Annotated in this window: 14 protein-coding genes; 6 read left to right on the top strand and 8 right to left on the bottom strand. The window is 72.9% G+C overall.

Features of this window, described 5'->3' with window-relative positions:
- Positions 1-2 precede the first annotated feature (2 nt).
- Together ACIQMU_RS18965 and ACIQMU_RS18960 are read right to left on the bottom strand one after the other, a co-directional pair.
- Positions 3-1,268 (bottom strand): beta-ketoacyl-[acyl-carrier-protein] synthase family protein, encoded by a 1,266-nt coding sequence (locus ACIQMU_RS18965; RefSeq protein ID WP_352240701.1) that lies wholly within the window; start codon positions 1,266-1,268, stop codon positions 3-5.
- Positions 1,265-1,498 carry an acyl carrier protein gene (locus ACIQMU_RS18960; protein ID WP_352240700.1) on the bottom strand — a complete coding sequence of 78 codons (234 nt, stop codon included), beginning with the start codon at positions 1,496-1,498 and terminating at the stop codon, positions 1,265-1,267. The genes ACIQMU_RS18965 and ACIQMU_RS18960 overlap by 4 nt, the downstream gene beginning before the upstream one ends.
- A gap of 243 nt (positions 1,499-1,741) precedes the next feature.
- Here ACIQMU_RS18960 and ACIQMU_RS18955 point away from each other — a divergent pair, with 243 nt between their 5' ends.
- The 4 genes from ACIQMU_RS18955 (at position 1,742) to ACIQMU_RS18940 (ending at position 5,359) form a co-directional block, all read left to right on the top strand.
- Positions 1,742-2,188, top strand: a complete 447-nt coding sequence (locus ACIQMU_RS18955) for a nitroreductase family deazaflavin-dependent oxidoreductase (protein ID WP_352240699.1) — start codon at positions 1,742-1,744, stop codon at positions 2,186-2,188.
- A 105-nt stretch (positions 2,189-2,293) separates the two neighbouring features.
- Positions 2,294-3,025: a nitroreductase family protein gene (locus ACIQMU_RS18950; RefSeq protein ID WP_352240698.1), complete on the top strand. Its 732-nt coding sequence runs from the start codon at positions 2,294-2,296 to the stop codon at positions 3,023-3,025.
- Positions 3,026-3,343: 318 nt separating this feature from the next.
- Complete coding sequence (locus ACIQMU_RS18945; protein ID WP_402689255.1) at positions 3,344-4,894, top strand: peptidoglycan-binding protein; 1,551 nt, start codon at positions 3,344-3,346, stop codon at positions 4,892-4,894.
- Positions 4,895-4,987: 93 nt separating this feature from the next.
- A complete protein-coding gene (locus ACIQMU_RS18940; RefSeq protein ID WP_352240696.1) occupies positions 4,988-5,359 on the top strand; it encodes a hypothetical protein in 372 nt (123 codons plus the stop codon).
- A gap of 7 nt (positions 5,360-5,366) precedes the next feature.
- Here ACIQMU_RS18940 and ACIQMU_RS18935 read toward each other — a convergent pair whose 3' ends face one another.
- The 6 genes from ACIQMU_RS18935 to ACIQMU_RS18910 all read right to left on the bottom strand — a co-directional run bounded on the left by ACIQMU_RS18935 (position 5,367) and on the right by ACIQMU_RS18910 (position 13,009).
- The gene (locus ACIQMU_RS18935; protein ID WP_402689254.1) at positions 5,367-6,038 is read right to left on the bottom strand and encodes a hypothetical protein; all 672 of its coding nucleotides are present in this window, start codon (positions 6,036-6,038) and stop codon (positions 5,367-5,369) included.
- Between the two features lie 98 nt (positions 6,039-6,136).
- Positions 6,137-7,279 carry an XdhC/CoxI family protein gene (locus tag ACIQMU_RS18930; protein WP_352240694.1) on the bottom strand — a complete coding sequence of 381 codons (1,143 nt, stop codon included), beginning with the start codon at positions 7,277-7,279 and terminating at the stop codon, positions 6,137-6,139.
- Positions 7,280-7,314: 35 nt separating this feature from the next.
- Entirely contained in the window at positions 7,315-8,772 is a 1,458-nt protein-coding gene (locus ACIQMU_RS18925; RefSeq protein WP_352240693.1) for an NCS2 family permease, read from the bottom strand.
- A gap of 330 nt (positions 8,773-9,102) precedes the next feature.
- Positions 9,103-11,520 carry a xanthine dehydrogenase subunit D gene (pucD, locus tag ACIQMU_RS18920; RefSeq protein ID WP_352240692.1) on the bottom strand — a complete coding sequence of 806 codons (2,418 nt, stop codon included), beginning with the start codon at positions 11,518-11,520 and terminating at the stop codon, positions 9,103-9,105.
- Positions 11,517-12,116 (bottom strand): (2Fe-2S)-binding protein, encoded by a 600-nt coding sequence (locus ACIQMU_RS18915; protein WP_352240691.1) that lies wholly within the window; start codon positions 12,114-12,116, stop codon positions 11,517-11,519. The genes pucD and ACIQMU_RS18915 overlap by 4 nt, the downstream gene beginning before the upstream one ends.
- Positions 12,117-12,118: 2 nt before the next feature.
- On the bottom strand, positions 12,119-13,009 hold the full coding sequence (locus tag ACIQMU_RS18910) for a xanthine dehydrogenase family protein subunit M (RefSeq protein WP_352240690.1): 891 nt from the start codon (positions 13,007-13,009) through the stop codon (positions 12,119-12,121).
- 335 nt (positions 13,010-13,344) lie between these two features.
- Here ACIQMU_RS18910 and ACIQMU_RS18905 point away from each other — a divergent pair, with 335 nt between their 5' ends.
- Positions 13,345-15,099 (top strand): PucR family transcriptional regulator ligand-binding domain-containing protein, encoded by a 1,755-nt coding sequence (locus ACIQMU_RS18905; protein WP_352240689.1) that lies wholly within the window; start codon positions 13,345-13,347, stop codon positions 15,097-15,099.
- Positions 15,100-15,269: 170 nt separating this feature from the next.
- Positions 15,270-16,052, top strand: coding sequence for a hypothetical protein (locus ACIQMU_RS18900; protein ID WP_352240688.1), 783 nt, complete (start codon positions 15,270-15,272; stop codon positions 16,050-16,052).
- The last annotated feature ends 49 nt before the right edge of the window (positions 16,053-16,101 follow it).

Below are 16,101 nucleotides of genomic sequence, written 5' to 3'. Positions count from 1 at the left end.
GCTCAGGCCCTGGTGAGGACGAGTGCCGCGTTGTGGCCGCCGAAGCCGAGCGAGGTCTTGACGGCGCAGTCGAAGGAGGCGCCGCGGGCTTCCTTGGCCACCACGTCGACCGGGATGTGCGGGTCGGGGGCGTCCAGATTGACGGTGGGCGGGACCAGTTGGTGCTGGAGGGCGAGCACGGTGAGCGCGGTCTCGATGCCGCCCGCCGCGCCGAGCGTGTGGCCGGTCATCGCCTTGGTGGAGGTCACCGCGGGGCCCTCGCCGAGGACGCGGCGGAGCATCGTCGCCTCGATCAGGTCGTTGGAGAGCGTCGAGGTGCCGTGCGCGTTGACGTGCCCGACGCCGGCCGGGGAGACGCCCGCGTCGGCGAGCGCGGTGCGCAGGGCGCGTTCGATGCCGAGGCCGTCCGGGTCCGGGGCGACGGCGGAGTGGGCGTCGCTGGAGGCCCCGTAGCCGCTCACGTGGGCGCGGACGGCGGCGCCCCGGGCGCGTGCGTGGTCCGGGTGTTCCAGGACGATCAGTCCGGCGCCCTCGCCGACGACGAAGCCGTCGCGGTGGGTGTCGAAGGGGCGGCAGGCGGCCGTCGGGTCCTCGCGGCGGGTGGAGACGGCCTTGAGGCTGCAGGCGCTGGCGATCAGGAGGCGGGTGCAGGTGGACTCCGCTCCGCCCGCGATGACGATGTCGCAGGCCCCGGAGCGGAGCATCTGGTGGGCGGTGCCGACGGCGACGGTGCCGGAGGAGCAGGCGGTGGAGACGGCCTGGCTGGGTCCGTGGACGCCGAGGTCCAGGCTGACGCTGCTGGCCGCGCCGTTGACGACGCTGAGCGGGGCGAGCTTCGGGGAGACCCGGCGGGGGCCGCGCCCGGCGAGGGCGGCGTGCTGCTCGTCGTAGAACGGCAGTCCGCCGTGGGCGGAGCCGATGACGACGCCGACGCGGCCGGTGTCCCAGACGGACGGGTCGAGCCCGGCGTCGGCGACGGCCTCGCGGGCGGCGATGACGGCGAGCTGGGCGAACCGGTCCATCAGTCGCTGGAGGGCCACCCCGAGGACGGCCCCCGGGTCGCAGTCGGTGACGGAGTAGAAGAAGTCGCAGGGCAGGCCGTCCAGTTCGGGCCGGTGGCCGACGGACGGCAGGAGGCCCTCGGTGACACCGCGCCAGGTCGCGTCGGCGCCCGTGCCGGCCGCGGTGACCAGGCCGACGCCGGTGACGGCGGCGGCGAACGGGGGCAGCGCTGCCCGACGGTAGGGCCGGCCGGCGGCCGCGCTCACGCGGCGACCTTCCCGTGCACGGCCTCGACGAGACGGCCGACGGTGTCGCGCGAGGTGAGCGCCACGTCCTCCAGGTCCACGTCCAGCCGGTCCTCGATGAGCAGCCGCAGCTCCTCCAGGGCGAGGGAGTCCAGCCGCAGCCGGTGCAGGGGAACCTCGGGCCGGATGGCCCCGGGGTCGGTTCCGAACTTCGCTACCAGCAGGGCGCTGATCTCTTCCGAAGTGCTCATTGGCGCTCCTGGGATCGGTGACGCGGTGACGCCGGCCGCGTGAGGGAGGTGAGGGGAGGGGCCATCGGGGGACGCCGGCTGCTCCGGAAAAACCCTTTATACGCCTTCGCGGGCGGGTTCCCGGCCCGCGTTCCCCCGTGCGGTGGGAGTGCCGTCCAGGTGTACGAATCCGAGGGGCGGTACGGAGGGATGCCAGGATGGAGGCGCAGCCCGTACGGGGCGGCACGACTGAGGGAGAAACCGATGACGGTGGAGCGGGACGGCAATGCGGAGGTCGCGCTGAGCCCCGCCGACTGGGTCGCCCGGCAGGCCGAGCTCTACGAGTCCTCCGGGGGCACGAAGGGCACGACGCAGCTCGGTGTGCCCTGTCTGCTGATGGACTACGTGGGGCGGCGCAGCGGGACGGTGCGGCGCACGGTGCTGATGTACGGGCGGGACGGCGAGGACTATCTGATCGTGGCGTCCAACGGCGGCTCGGACCGGCCGCCGCTGTGGTACCTGAACCTTCTGGAGAATCCGGAGGTCGAACTCAGGGTGAACACCGAACGGTTCGGGGCCCTCGCGACGACACTCCCGGCCGAGGAGAAGGCGCGGGTCTGGCCGGGGCTGGTGGAGCTGTTCCCGCGCTACGGGCAGTACCAGGCGGGTACCGAGCGGGACATCCCGGTCGTCCGGCTGACGCGGCGCTGAGGCGACGGCCGGGCGAAGGCGGGGTGAACGGCGGAGCCAGGTCGCCGTGGCAAGGCCGGCCGGAGCCCTTATGGTGCGCCGGTCCGGACCGTAAACTCCGTGATCATGACCATGGAAACGGTTCGGCCCGACCCGTCCGCCCTCGGCGGCCCCGCTCTCTTCGACACCATGTCCACCATGCGGGCGATGCGCCGCCTCAAGCCGGATCCGGTGCCGGACGAGATGGTCGAGCAGCTGATCCAGGCCGCCGTCTGGGGGCCCAGCGGCGGCAACATGCAGTGCTACGAGTACGTGGTGGTGACCGACCGCGAGGTGATGGCGCGGCTCGCCCCGCTGTGGAAGCGGTGCGTGGACGCGTATCTGGCGACGACCGGGAAGCACGCCCCGGCGGGCATGGACGAGGCGGCGTACCGCCGGATGGTGGCGGCGATCGAGCACCAGCGCGACCACTTCGCCGAGACCCCGGTGCTGATCGTGCCGTGCTACCGGTTCCCCGAGCCGCGCCTGGACGAGGAGGGCCTCGCCGCCTCGGCGCGGGCGCTCGGTCCGGCGGGAACGGAGCACATGATGACGACACAGACGCGCTTCCAGGCGCTGGCCGAGGGCTCCTGCGTCTATCCGGGGGTGCAGAACCTGCTGCTCGCGGCCCGGGGGCTGGGGCTGGCGGCGAACATCACCATCTGGCATCTGATGCTGGAGCAGGAGTGGAAGCGGGAGCTGGGCATCCCCCAGGAGATGGCGACGTTCGCCGCGGTTCCGGTGGGATGGCCCGCGGGCCGTTTCGGCCCCGTCCGGCGGCGTCCGGTCGCGGACGTCGTCCACCGCGACCGCTGGTAGCGGCCGAACCGGCGTCAACCGGCACCGTCTCCCCTGTCGGGTGACGCTCGACGTCACCCGACAGGCCCAGCAGAGTCTTCAACGCGCGTGCGTTTGCAGGAAGTTGCCAGCCGGATCCACCACATCACTCGTTGTCATGCACTGATCATGTAGATAGCCTGGCCGTGTTCCGGCGCCCCTCCGGCCCACCCCGGGCCCGAGGGCTTCTCTCTCTTCGCCGCGCAGTGCGCCCGCGAAGTGCCGCGCCTCGTCCGTGCGGCCCCTTCACGGGCTCACCCACCCCGTCCATCACGTTCTCCCCACAGAGCAGGAGCCCCCATGCCCCTACGCACCGCCGCCCGGAACCGGGCCCGCGCCTGTGCCGTGGCGGCCCTCACCGCCACGGCCCTCCTCGCGACCGGGCACCCGGCGACCGCCGCCCCGCGAGCGGACGCGACCGACCCGATGAACCGCGCCTTCGCCGAGGCGGCCCACGAGTACGGCGTGCCACGCGATCTGCTGGCCGCCGTCGGCTACGGCGAGACACGTCTCGACGGCCACGCGGGCACACCCAGCCAGGCGAACGGCTACGGCGTGATGCACCTGGCGAGCAACCCGGTCAACCGCTCCCTGGAGAAGGCGTCCGAGCTGACCGGCGAGAGCACGGCCCGGCTGCGCCGGGACACGACCGCCAACATCCTCGGCGGCGCGGCCGTCCTGCGCGACCACGCCGACGCGCTGGGCCTGGACGCCTCCGAGCGCCGCGACGTGGACTCCTGGTATCCCGCGGTGGCCCGCTACAGCGCCGCGGACGGGCCCGCCGCCGCGCTCTACGCGGACGCGGTCTACACGTTCCTCGCCGAGGGCGTGGCCGCGACGGTGTCCGGCGGCGAGGAAGTGCTCGTGCCCTCCCGGCCGGTCGACCCGGAGAAGGGCGCGGCGGCGTCCGACGTCTACGCGCAGAGCACGGACTACCCCTCGGCGCGCTGGGTGCCGGCCAGCTCCGCCAACTTCGCCACCGGCCGCACCGCCGCCGTCGACAAGGTGGTCCTGCACGTCACCCAGGGCTCGTACGCCGGCTCCATCAGCTGGTTCCAGAACCCGGCCTCCCAGGTCAGCGCCCACTACGTGATCCGCTCATCGGACGGCGAGGTCACCCAGACGGTCCGGGACAAGGACACGGCGTGGCACGCGCGCAGCGCCAACGCCTCGTCCGTCGGGATCGAGCACGAGGGGTGGGTCGACAACCCGGCCTGGTTCACCGACACGATGTACCGCTCGTCCGCCGCGCTGACCTCCCACCTCAGCGCGAAGTTCGGCATCCCGAAGGACCGGGCGCACATCGTCGGCCACAGCGAAGTGCCGGGCAACGACCACACCGACCCGGGCGTGCACTGGGACTGGAACCGCTATATGGAACTGGTCGGCGGTGACCCGGGCAACGGGGGCGACGGGCTGACCTTTCCCACGTACACGACCCAGCGGTCCGGCTCCACCGGCCCCCAGGTGAAGGCCGTCCAGACCCTGCTCAACGCACAGGGTTACGAGGCGGGCAGGGCGGACGGCAGCTTCGGACCCACCACTCAGAGCGCGGTGCAGTCCTTCCAGCGGGCCCGTTCGCTCGTCGCCGACGGGGTGGTCGGCCCGAAGACCTGGACGGCCCTGCTGTCCGCGGGCGCCACCCCGGCCCTGGAGCGGGGTGCTTCGGGCGACGCGGTGAAGCGGCTCCAGCGGGCCCTGACGGCCGCACTGGGAACCACGGTGAGCGTGGACGGCAGCTTCGGCCCCGCCACGGAGACGGCGGTGCGCAGCTACCAGACCGGCCGCAAGCTCTCGGTCGACGGCATGGTCGGCCCGGCCACGTGGGGCGCCCTGCAGGCGGGACGCTGAACGCGGTACGCCCGCTGAGCACGGGCTCCGGGCCGCTCCCTCCGAGGAGTGGCCCGGGGCCCCGGCGGTGCACCCACCCGGTAACGTCGTCCCGTGTGCCATTACGCGATGACCCGGTACAAGCTGCACCACGCCTGCGTTCCCTGCCGTGTCAGCTTCAAGCGGCACCCCGCGGGCGACCGGGAGCAGCCCTGCCCGAACTGCGGCCGCGCCCTCGTCCGCGCGGGCCACGACTTCGCTCCCCCGCCGCGCCGTGACACCGCGGCCTGGGGCGCGGTGGCGGCCGTCCTTGGGGCGGGCCTGCGCTACGAGGGGCTGGAGCCGTGCGGCTGCGGCAAGCAGCCGCGCTTCCGCCCGCGCACCCGTGCGGAGGTCCGGGCCCGCCTGGCCGTGGCGACGCGGACCGGTCTGCCGGTGGCCGAGACGCTGGCCCGGCGCGATCCGGCCGGCCCGGAGGCGGACTGACCGCGCGTCACTCCCCCGGGCCGGCCGGGTACCCGATCTCCCTCACGTCCTCGGCCAGTTCGTTCGGAATCCGCTCGGGGTTGAGTGCGGTGATCACCTCGTCGGTGAGCGGTCGCAGCGCGTAGACGTGGCGTACGGCTTCGAGGTCGACGGCGGTCTCGAAATAGTCCTCGGCCCACTCCCGATACGACTCGGGGGTGCCGGTGACGAGGAGCGAGAACAGCCAGTCCGCGCCATCGGAGTCCTCACCGTCCTCCGGGAAGTCGATGCTGCCCGCCCGCCAGCGGTCGTCGTCCCCCGCGCGCCAGAGACAGGCGGTGACCAAGGGAAGGCCGGACTCATCGGAGAACAACGGCTCGTCCACGTAACGGCGGAACACGGCGGGCACGTCGTCGAGCACCCCCGGCCAGGGGCCGCCGTCCACGTACGGGCTCATCGGCGACTCGTGGTCGAAGCCGCGCGCGTACGCCCCGTCGGCGGAGAAGACCACGGAGTACTCCCCGCCCGACCCGTCCCGCATCGAGGCCAGGGCCTCCGTCGGCGACCACCGTGTGTCGAAGCTGTGCCAGCGGTGGTCCCACTCGGGACACAGGATCGCGTCGAGCACCGCCAGGGAGCGGCAGAGATCGGTGAGGACGGATATGCCCGGCAGCCTGCGGGCCACGTCGTGAACGCTCATGGTCACATCCAACCGCACGGCCGCACGCGTCCGGCCGGGCCCGCCGTCCGTCCGGCGTCCGAGGCCGCAACCGGAACGGAAGGGGGAGCCTGGCGTGTTCAGGCCACCGAGGCGAGCGGGTGTCCGCCGCTGTCGTGGTGGATGGGGGTGTGGGCGCCGGTGAGCGGTACGCCGCTGCCGCCGCGCCGGACCGCGACGATCTCCGCGGCGATGGACAGGGCCGTCTCCTCCGGCGTACGGGCGCCGAGGTCCAGGCCGATCGGCGAGTGCAGCCGGGCCAGTTCGCGGTCGGTGAGGCCGACCTCGCGGAGCCGGTCCTCGCGCTCCAGGTGGGTGCGGCGGGAGCCCATCGCGCCGACGTAGGCGACCGGGAGGCGCAGGGCGGCCTCCAGCAGGGGTACGTCGAACTTGGCGTCGTGGGTGAGGACGCAGAGGACCGTGCGGGCGTCGGTCGTGGTCCCGGCGAGGTAGCGGTGGGGCCAGTCGACGACGATCTCGTCGGCCTCGGGGAACCGTGCCGCGGTGGCGAACACCGGGCGGGCGTCGCAGACGGTGACCCGGTAGCCGAGGAACTTCCCGGCCCGGACCAGCGCGGCGGCGAAGTCGATGGCGCCGAACACGATCATGCGGGGCGGCGGAACGCTGGACTCGACCAGCAGCTCGACGGGCCGGCCGCAGCGGGACCCCTCCGCGCCGATGGCGAGCGGTCCGGTGCGGCCCGCGTCCAGCAGTGCGCGGGCCTCGGCGGCGGCGGTCCGGTCGAGCGCCGGGTGGCCGCCGAGTCCGCCCTCGTGGCTGCCGTCGGCGCGGACCAGGAGCGGGAGTCCGAGCAAATCGTCGGGCCCGTCCGTGACCCGGGCCAGCGCGGCGGCCCTCCCCTCGGCGGCGGCCGCTAGCGCGGCGGCGAACACCGGGCGGGCGGGGTCGTCCGCCCGTACCGGTGTCACCAGGATGTCGATGACGCCGCCGCAGGTCAGGCCGACCGCGAAGGCGTCCTCGTCGCTGTAGCCGAACCGCTCGCGGACGGACTTCCCGTCCTTGAGGGCCTGTCGGCACAGTTCGTAGACCGCCCCCTCCACACATCCGCCGGACACCGACCCGATGGCCGTGCCGTCGCGGTCGACCGCCAGGGCGGCGCCCGGCTGCCGGGGCGCGCTGCCGCCGACCGCCACCACGGTGGCGACGGCGAACTCGCGCCCCCGCGAGACCCACCGGTGCAGTTCTTCGGCGATGTCCAGCATGGCGTGTCTCCTCGGGTGTGAAGGGGGCTCGGGGGTCAGTGGACGCCCAGCCAGCTCTCGATCGGGTTGAGGGCGAAGAAGACGATGAAGATCACCGTCAGTCCCCACATGAAGGCCCCGACCTCGCGGGCCCGGCCCTGGGCGAGCTTGATGGCGCTGTACGCGATGACGCCCGCGGCCACACCGGTGGTGATGGTGTACGTGAAGGGCATCAGGACCACGGTCAGGAAGACCGGGATGGCGACCGAGCGGTCGCCCCAGTCCACGTGCCGGGCGTTCTGCATCATCATCGCGCCGATGACGACGAGGGCGGCGGAGGCCACCTCGGTCGGCACGATCGCGGTGAGCGGAGTGAAGAAGAGGCAGGCGGCGAAGAAGAGGCCGGTGACGGCGGAGGCGAGCCCGGTCCGGGCCCCTTCGCCCACGCCGGTGGCCGACTCCACGAAGACCGTCTGGCCGGAGCCCGAGGCGACACCCCCGATGACGCCGCCGGCGCCGTCGATGAACAGCGCCTTGGACAGGCCCGGCATGCGGCCCTTGTCGTCGGCGAGCTTGGCCTCGGTGCCGACGCCGATGATGGTGGCCATCGCGTCGAAGAACCCGGCCAGCACCAGAGTGAAGACGATCATGCCGACCGTCATCACACCGACGTCGCCCCAGCCGCCGAACTCGACGTTCCCGAAGAGCGAGAAGTCGGGGGCGGAGACCGCGCTGCCCTCCAGCTCCGGCGGGCCGCTGCTCCACTTTTCGGGGTCGATGTCGACGATCGCGTTGATGACGATCGCGACGACGGTGCCGACGGCGATGCCGATCAGGATCGCGCCGGGGATGTTGCGCGCCTGGAGCATGAAGATGAGCAGAAGCGTCACGCAGAAGATCAGGACGGGCCAGCCGGCGAGTTCACCGGCCGGGCCGAGGGAGACCGGGGTCGCCACGCCCTGGTGGACGAATCCGGCCTTGTAGAGGCCGATGAGGGCGATGAAGAGCCCGATGCCCATGGTGATGCCGTGCTTGAGCGCGAGCGGGATCGCGTTCATGATCAGCTCGCGGAGGCCGGTGACCACCAGGAGGCAGATCACCACACCGTAGATCACACACATGCCCATGGCCTGCGGCCAGGTCATGTTGGGCGCGACCTGCGAGGCGAGCACACCGGAGACGCTGAGCCCGGCGGCGAGCGCCAGGGGCACCTTCCCGACGAAGCCCATGAGCAGGGTCGTCGCGGCCGCCGCGAAGGCGGTCGCGGTGATCAGGCCGGGCTGGCTGAGGAGGTTGCCGTCGACGTCCTCCCCGCCCAGGATCAGCGGGTTGAGCAGGAGGATGTACGCCATGGCCATGAAGGTCGTGACGCCGCCGCGCAGCTCACGCGCGACGGTGGATCCTCGTTCGGATATGTGGAAGTACCGGTCGAGCCATGATCTGCCGGCGGGGACGCGCGAGCCGGGGCCCGCGCCTTCCGGGCTGGTTTTCGGTTCCACTGACTGCTGGGTCATGATGCCTGACTCCCAAGGTTCACAGGGGCACCCGCTTGGAGATTCCTGAATGCGGGATTTGGGATGACTGCGTCGGCTGCACGACCCGGGGACGGCCGGGACGGACTGTGAGGCAGAACGGATGTGCCGGCGGCACGGATGGTCCGTGAGGCGGTGCCGTGCGCTCGGCACGGCGAAGAACCGCGAGCGGTGCGGTACTTGGTGTCTCCGGGCGGTGCGGGGTGCGGAAAAGGTGTGACGTTCTCGGCGCTGCGCACCGCCCGGAGGGTTCGGGGGGGACCGCTCGGAGGCCGCCGGGCGACGGCCGGTGGGGGGTCGCCCGGCGGGCTCTCAGGTGCTGGTGAGGTGCTCGGGCCGCACCGGTGTCCGGTCGAGCTCCAGACCCGTCGCGTTCCGGATCGCCGCGAGGACCGCCGGGGTGGACGACAGGGTGGGCGCTTCACCGACGCCGCGCAGCCCGTACGGGGCGTTCTCGTCGGCGAGTTCGAGCACATCGACCGGGATCGCCGGCGTGTCGAGGATGGTGGGCAGGAGGTAGTCCGTGAAGGACGGGTTGCGTACCTTCGCGGTCTTCGGGTCGACGATGATCTCCTCCATCACGGCGACCCCCATGCCCTGGAGGGTGCCGCCCTGGATCTGGCCGAGGACGGAGAGCGGGTTGAGCGCCTTGCCGACGTCCTGGGCGCAGGCCAGTTCGATGACCTTCACCAGGCCCAGTTCGGTGTCGACCTCGACGACCGCGCGGTGGGCGGCGAAGGAGTACTGGACGTGGCCGTTGCCCTGCCCGGTGCGCAGGTCGAACGCCTCGGTGGGCCGGTGGCGCCACTCCAGCTCGATGTCGATCGCCTCGTCCTCCAGGACGTCGGCGAGGTCGGCCAGCACCTCGCCGCCGTCGGTGACGACCTTGCCGCCCTCCAGGAGGAGTTCGGCGGTGGCCCAGGCGGGGTGGTAGGTGCCGAACTTGGCGCGCCCCAGCTCCAGGACCTTCTCCCGTACGGCTTCGCAGCTGTTCTTGACCGCGCCGCCGGTGACGTACGTCTGGCGGGAGGCGGAGGTGGACCCCGCGGAGCCGACCCGCGTGTCGGCGGGGTGGATGGTGACCTGGTTGACGCCCAGTTCGGTACGGGCGATCTGGGCGTGGACGGTGACGCCGCCCTGGCCGACCTCGGCCATCGCGGTGTGCACGGTGGCGACCGGCGCGCCGTTGATGACCTCCATCCGGACGCGTGCGGTGGAGTAGTCGTCGAAGCCCTCGGAGAAGCCGACGTTCTTCAGGCCCACCGCGTAGCCGACGCCTCGTACCACGCCTTCGCCGTGGGTGGTGTTGGAGAGCCCGCCGGGCAGCGCCCGGATGTCGACGGAGGTGCCTTCGCTGCCCGCCGACAGCCATTCCTGCTCGGGCGGCAGCGGCCGGGACTTGACCCGGCGCAGCAGTTCGGCGACCGGGGCCGGCGAGTCGCAGGGCTGTCCGGTGGGCAGCAGGGTGCCCTGTTCCATGGCGTTGAGCTGCCGGAACTCCACCGGGTCCATGTCAAGCTTCGCGGCGAGCTTGTCCATCTGCGCCTCGTAGGCGAAGCACGCCTGGACCGCGCCGAAGCCGCGCATCGCGCCGCAGGGCGGGTTGTTGGTGTAGAGCGCGATCGCCTCGATGTCGACGTCCTCGACGGCGTACGGGCCGACGGAGAGCGAGGAGGCGTTGCCGACGACCGCCGGGGAGGCGGAGGCGTAGGCGCCGCCGTCCAGGACGATGCGGCACTTCATGTGCGTGAGCTTGCCGTCCTTGGTGGCGCCGTGCTCGTAGGAGAGCTTCGCCGGGTGCCGGTGGACGTGCCCGAAGAAGGACTCGAAGCGGTTGTAGACGATCTTGACGGGCTTGCCGGTGCGGAGTGCCAGCAGGCACGCGTGGATCTGCATCGAGATGTCCTCGCGGCCGCCGAAGGCCCCGCCGACGCCGGAGAGCGTCATGCGGACCTTCTCCTCGGGCAGGCCGAGGACGGGGGCGATCTGGCTGAGGTCCGAGTGCAGCCACTGGGTGGCGACGTACAGTTCGACGCCGCCGTCCTCGGAGGGCACCGCCAGGCCGGACTCGGGGCCGAGGAACGCCTGGTCCTGCATGCCGAAGGTGTACTCGCCCCGGACGACGACGTCGGCGCGCTTCGCGGCCTCGTCGGCGTCGCCGCGGATGATCGGCTGACGGTGCACGATGTTGGGGTGCGGGACGTGGCCGATGTGGTGGTCGTCGCGGCCCTCGTGCACGAGCACGGCGTCCGGAGCGGTCGCCGAGGTCTCGTCGGTGACGACCGGCAGCTCCCGGTACTCGATCCTGATCTTGGCGGCGGCGCGGCGCGCGGTCTCCGGGTGGTCGGCGGCCACGATGGCGACCGGCTCACCGTGGTGCCGGACCTTGCCGTGGGCGAGAACGGGGGTGTCCTGGATCTCCAGGCCGTAGTTCTTCATCTCGGCGGGCAGGTCGTCGTAGGTCATCACGGCGTAGACACCGGACGTCGCCAGCGCCTCGGAGGTGTCGATGGACACGATCTCGGCGTGTGCGACGGTGGAGCGCAGCGTCTGGCCCCACAGCATGTCCTCGTGCCACATGTCGGAGGAGTACGCGAACTCGCCGGTGACCTTGAGGGTGCCGTCGGGGCGGAGCGTGGACTCGCCGATGCCGCCCTTGGTGGGCGAACCCTGGGTGATCTTGGTGGGCGTGCCGGCCGGTTCGGCGGCGGCCTTCGGGGGCGTCGTCATGACTGGACCGCCTCTTCCTGACGGGCGGCCGCGAGGCGGACCGCGTCGAGGATCTTCTCGTAACCGGTGCAGCGGCACAGGTTGCCGGAGAGCGCCTCGCGGATGTCCTGGTCGGACGGCGAGGGAGTGTTCTCCAGCAGTTCGTCGGCGGCGACCAGCAGGCCCGGGGTGCAGAAGCCGCACTGGACGGCTCCGGCGTCGATGAACGCCTGCTGGATCGGGGACAGTTCGACGGCCTCGCCGGTCCGGCCGTCGGTGGGCCTGGACTGCCAACGCCGCGCGGCGTCCAGGGTGGTGCCGCAGGCGCCGGAGGCGCAGCCGCCGCCGGGGTGGGCGTCCTCGCGGTGCCTGGCGTAGTCGGCCAGGCCCTCGACGGTGACGACCTCGCGGCCCTCGACCTGACCGGCGGCGACCAGGCAGGCGCAGACCGGGACGCCGTCCAGGCGGACCGTGCAGGAACCGCACTCGCCCTGCTCGCAGGCGTTCTTGGAGCCGGGCAGGCCCATGCGCTCACGCAGGACGTACAGGAGGGACTCGCCCTCCCACACGTCGTCGGCTTCCTGCTGACGGCCGTTGACCGTGAAATTGACTCGCATGGTTACGCAGCTCCTTCCAGCGTGCGGCCCGCGCCGCGGTACTGCTCCCAGGTCCAGCCGAGCGTGCGGCGGGCCATGATGCCGACCGCGTGTCTGCGGTACTTCGCCGTGCCGCGTACGTCGTCGATCGGATTGCAGGCGCCGGACGCGAGGGCGGCGAACTGCTGGGCGATCGCGGGGGTGATGATCTTTCCGTTCTCCCAGAACCCGCCTTCTTCGAGCGCGGCGTTCAGGAACTCCTCGGCCTCCTTGGCCCGGATGGGCGTCGGGGCGGCGGAGCCGATGCCGGTGCGCACGGTGCGGGTCTCGGGGTGCAGTGCGATGCCGAAGGCGCAGACGGCGATGACCATGGCGTTGCGCGTGCCGACCTTGGAGTACTGCTGGGGTCCGTCGGCCTTCCTGATGTGCACGGCCCGGATCAGCTCGTCCGGCTCCAGGGCGTTGCGCTTGACGCCGGTGTAGAACGCGTCGATGGGAATCAGCCGCGTCCCGCGTACGGACTCGGCCTCGACCTCGCAGCCCGCCGCGAGCAGGGCCGGGTGGGCGTCACCGGCCGGCGAGGCGGTGCCGAGGTTGCCGCCGACGCCGCCGCGGTTGCGGATCTGCGGGGAGGCGACGGTGTGCGAGGCGAGCGCCAGGCCGGGCAGCTCGGCGCGCAGGTGCTCCATGATGTCGCTGTACGGCACGGAGGCCCCGAGCCGCACGCTCTCCCGGCCCACCTCCCACTCGGCCAGTTCACCGATGCGGTTCAGGTCCAGGAGGTACTCGGGCCGCCGGTGGTCGAAGTTGATCTCGACCATCACATCCGTGCCGCCCGCGATGGGCACAGCCGTGGGGTGCTCGGCCTTGGCGGCGAGCGCCTCCTCCCAGCTGGCGGGGCGAAGGAAGTCCATGAGTGGCTCTCTTCTTCTCAATCGGGTCGTTCGCTGGGGCTGGGGACGGCCGGCCCTCGACTGGCTCGTTCATGTGGTGTTCACGTGGTGTGTGGCCCAGTACACAAGCCCCGCTCCCGCCGGTGCAGTCACCGAAGCACCGAAGGAGTTGGCTGGTCTCCTCGCTCGTCTTGTAGATTCGAACGAATAGCGGAGACCGGTGGCCTCACCTCAATGCACCGGTACCCGTTCGCCTCACGGCTCCCCCACCCCACGACATCGTTCACCCACCTCCTTCCCCACCCACCCTCCTCCTTCATCCACTCCCCTTCCACGGAAAGATCGGCGGCGACGAGATGCGGCTGCGCGCACTGCTGGAGACCGACGCGCTGGGCCTGCGGCTGCTCGGCGGCGAGGACGAGCTGGACCGCGCGGTCCGGGGCGTCATGACGACCGACCTGCGCGATCCCAGCCGCTACCTCTCCGGCGGCGAACTGGTGCTCACGGGCCTCGCCTGGCACCGCGACGCGGCGGACTCCGAGCCGTTCGTCCGCATCCTGGCCGGCGCCGGGGTGGCCGGTCTCGCGGCCGGCGAGGCGGAGCTCGGCGACGTCCCGGCCGATCTGGTCGAGGCGTGCCGACGCCACCGCCTCCCCCTCTTCGCCGTCCACGAGACCGTGGCCTTCGCGACGATCACCGAGTACGTCGTACGCCAGGTCTCCGGCGAGCGGGCGGGCGATCTGGCGGCCGTGGTGGACCGGCACCGGCGGCTGATGACCTCGGGCCCGGCGGGCGGCGGCCCCGAGGTGGTCCTGGACCTCCTCACCTCCGACCTGGACCTGCGGGCCTGGGTCCTGTCCCCCACCGGCCGCCAGATCGCGGGGGCGGGCGCGCCCCTGCCCGGACCGCTGGGCGCGGCACTGGCCGGGCAGCACCTGGCGGCGACCCGTACCGGCCGCCGGGGTCCGCACCGGGCCGCGGTCGGCGGCACGACGTACGCGCTGTTCCCGATCCGGAACACCGGCCGGGGCGCGGTGCCGGCCGCCCGCGACGTACGGGAGTCGGTGCTCTCCGACTGGCTGCTGGCGGTCGAGGCGGACGCCTCGGACTGGCCCACCGCGCGGCTCGACCTGCTCCAGGGCGTCACCCAGCTGATCGCGGTCGAGCGCGACCGCCGCGACGCGGCCCGCACGGTACGCCGCCGGCTCGCCCAGGAAGTCCTGGAGCTGGTCCAGACGGGCGCCGCCCCCGCCGAGATCGCGGCCCGGCTGCGGGTCGCCGCGCCGGTCCTGCTGCCCGGCCTCGGCGTGGCCCCGCAGTGGCAGGTGGTGGTGGCCCGGGTCGACTGGAGCGCCTCGGGCCAGGCAGCCGCCCCGGGCGGCCTCACGAGCGGTCCGGTGGCGCAGGCGCTGCTGGAGGAGGTCCTCGTCGACCCGGCGGTCGGCGGCCCCGACTCCGCCGACCGGATCGCCGTCGCCCACACGGGCGAGGAGGCCATCGCCCTGGTGCCGCTGCCCACGCTCGCCACCGGGCCCGGGGACGGAGCGGACGGCGCGGCGGGGGGCGACGCCGCGGAGGCGGGCGCGGAGGGCGCCGACGCACCGGGCGGGGACCTCGGGCTGCACGCCGACGCGCTGCTCGCCTCCGTACGCGAACCGCTCTCGGCGGGACTCGCCGACGACGGCCGGCTGACACTCGGTGTCAGTGCGGCGGTGCATTCCGCCGAAGGGCTGCGCGGCGCGCTGGAGGAGGCCCGGCACGCCCGCCGGGTGGCCGCGGCGCGGCCGGGGCGGGTCTGCGCTGCCGGCCACCACGAGCTGGCGTCGCACGTGCTGCTGCTGCCGTTCGTCCCGGACGACGTCCGGCGCGCCTTCACGGCCCGGCTGCTGGATCCGCTGCGCGACTACGACCGGCGCCACCGGGCGGAGCTGATCGAGACGCTGGAGGCGTTCCTGGACTGCGACGGGTCCTGGACCCGCTGCGCGGCCCGGCTGCACCTGCACGTCAACACGCTGCGCTATCGCGTCGGGCGGATCGAGCAGTTGACGGGACGTGATCTCTCGCGTCTGGAGGACAAGCTCGACTTCTTCCTCGCCCTGCGCATGAGCTGATCTCGCGGCCGCGTACGGGGTCCGGCGGGCCGGTCGCGCCCGGCCGATTGTGAAATCTTTCACCTGACATTGTCCGGAACCCTTGGCCCGGCGTGCCAATCCGTGCTGAGATGCGCCGTACCCAACAGCACAATGGCGCGCTCGGGGAGGGCAATGTGGCGCATACCGCCATGTCTGGTTCCGGAACGACAGCAGATGACGATCCGCCGCTCCAGACCGCGGTATGGCGGCTGCGGTCACGCGCCTGCTGGACGGACGCGGCCGCACTGCTGGAGCACCACGCGAGCACCGATCCGGCCTCGGCGCTCCAGCGCACCGCCCTGCTGACCGAGCGGTGCCTCTACACCGGACAGGGCTGGACCGACGCCGAGGACGCCCTGCGCACGGCGGAGGCCATCGCCCGCAGCGACGACGAGCGGGGGTCGGCCGCCTCCGAGCGAGGCCATCTGGCGTACGCCTCGACCCTTCTGGCGGTCCGGGACCGGGCCGACGAGGCGAGCGTGGCGCTGAGCCGGTCGGCGGCGCTGCTGGCGCCCGCGTCCCCGGCCCGGCCGCTGCTGGACTACCGGCGCGGGCTGATCGCCCAGAACATCGCGGAGTCGCCGCAGTCGGCGCGCGCCGCGTTCCGCCGGGCGCACGCCGGTGCGGTGACGCGGGGCGACGAGTTACTCCTGTCGTCCACCTGGCGTCAGCTGGCGGCGCTCGCCCTGCGCGAGGGGGAGCTGGCCGAGGCCCGGCACGGCTTCGCGGAGTCGCTGCGGATCCGGGAGGAGCTGGGGTTCCTGGTCGGTACGGCCCCTGCCCTGATCTCCCTGGCGGAGGCGGAGCCGGAACCGGAGGCCGCCCGGCTGCGCGCCGAGGCCGGCCGGCTGTTCCGGCTCCTCGGCGGCGTACCCACCTGGCTGGCCCCGCGCCTGGGCCCGCCGGCCCCGCGCGCGGCCGGGGCGGGCTGAGCCGGAGCCCGGGGCCGCCGTGCGGTCGCCGAGCCGGGGCTCGGCCTCC

Source organism: Streptomyces sp. NPDC091649, assembly GCF_044756785.1.
In the GTDB taxonomy this organism is placed as follows: domain Bacteria; phylum Actinomycetota; class Actinomycetes; order Streptomycetales; family Streptomycetaceae; genus Streptomyces.
The sequence above is the reverse complement of the archived record's forward strand: the minus strand, read 5'-3'. Positions and strand labels throughout refer to the sequence as shown.

Coding starts and splice junctions, on each gene's coding strand:
- ACIQMU_RS18960 (WP_352240700.1), bottom strand. CDS start 1,498: ATGAGCACTTCGGAAGAGATCAGCGCCCTGCTGGTAGCGAAGTTCGGA.
- ACIQMU_RS18955 (WP_352240699.1), top strand. CDS start 1,742: ATGACGGTGGAGCGGGACGGCAATGCGGAGGTCGCGCTGAGCCCCGCC.
- ACIQMU_RS18950 (WP_352240698.1), top strand. CDS start 2,294: ATGACCATGGAAACGGTTCGGCCCGACCCGTCCGCCCTCGGCGGCCCC.
- ACIQMU_RS18945 (WP_402689255.1), top strand. CDS start 3,344: ATGCCCCTACGCACCGCCGCCCGGAACCGGGCCCGCGCCTGTGCCGTG.
- ACIQMU_RS18935 (WP_402689254.1), bottom strand. CDS start 6,038: ATGAGCGTTCACGACGTGGCCCGCAGGCTGCCGGGCATATCCGTCCTC.
- ACIQMU_RS18930 (WP_352240694.1), bottom strand. CDS start 7,279: ATGCTGGACATCGCCGAAGAACTGCACCGGTGGGTCTCGCGGGGGCGC.
- ACIQMU_RS18925 (WP_352240693.1), bottom strand. CDS start 8,772: ATGACCCAGCAGTCAGTGGAACCGAAAACCAGCCCGGAAGGCGCGGGC.
- pucD (WP_352240692.1), bottom strand. CDS start 11,520: ATGACGACGCCCCCGAAGGCCGCCGCCGAACCGGCCGGCACGCCCACC.
- ACIQMU_RS18915 (WP_352240691.1), bottom strand. CDS start 12,116: ATGCGAGTCAATTTCACGGTCAACGGCCGTCAGCAGGAAGCCGACGAC.
- ACIQMU_RS18910 (WP_352240690.1), bottom strand. CDS start 13,009: ATGGACTTCCTTCGCCCCGCCAGCTGGGAGGAGGCGCTCGCCGCCAAG.
- ACIQMU_RS18905 (WP_352240689.1), top strand. CDS start 13,345: ATGCGGCTGCGCGCACTGCTGGAGACCGACGCGCTGGGCCTGCGGCTG.
- ACIQMU_RS18900 (WP_352240688.1), top strand. CDS start 15,270: ATGTCTGGTTCCGGAACGACAGCAGATGACGATCCGCCGCTCCAGACC.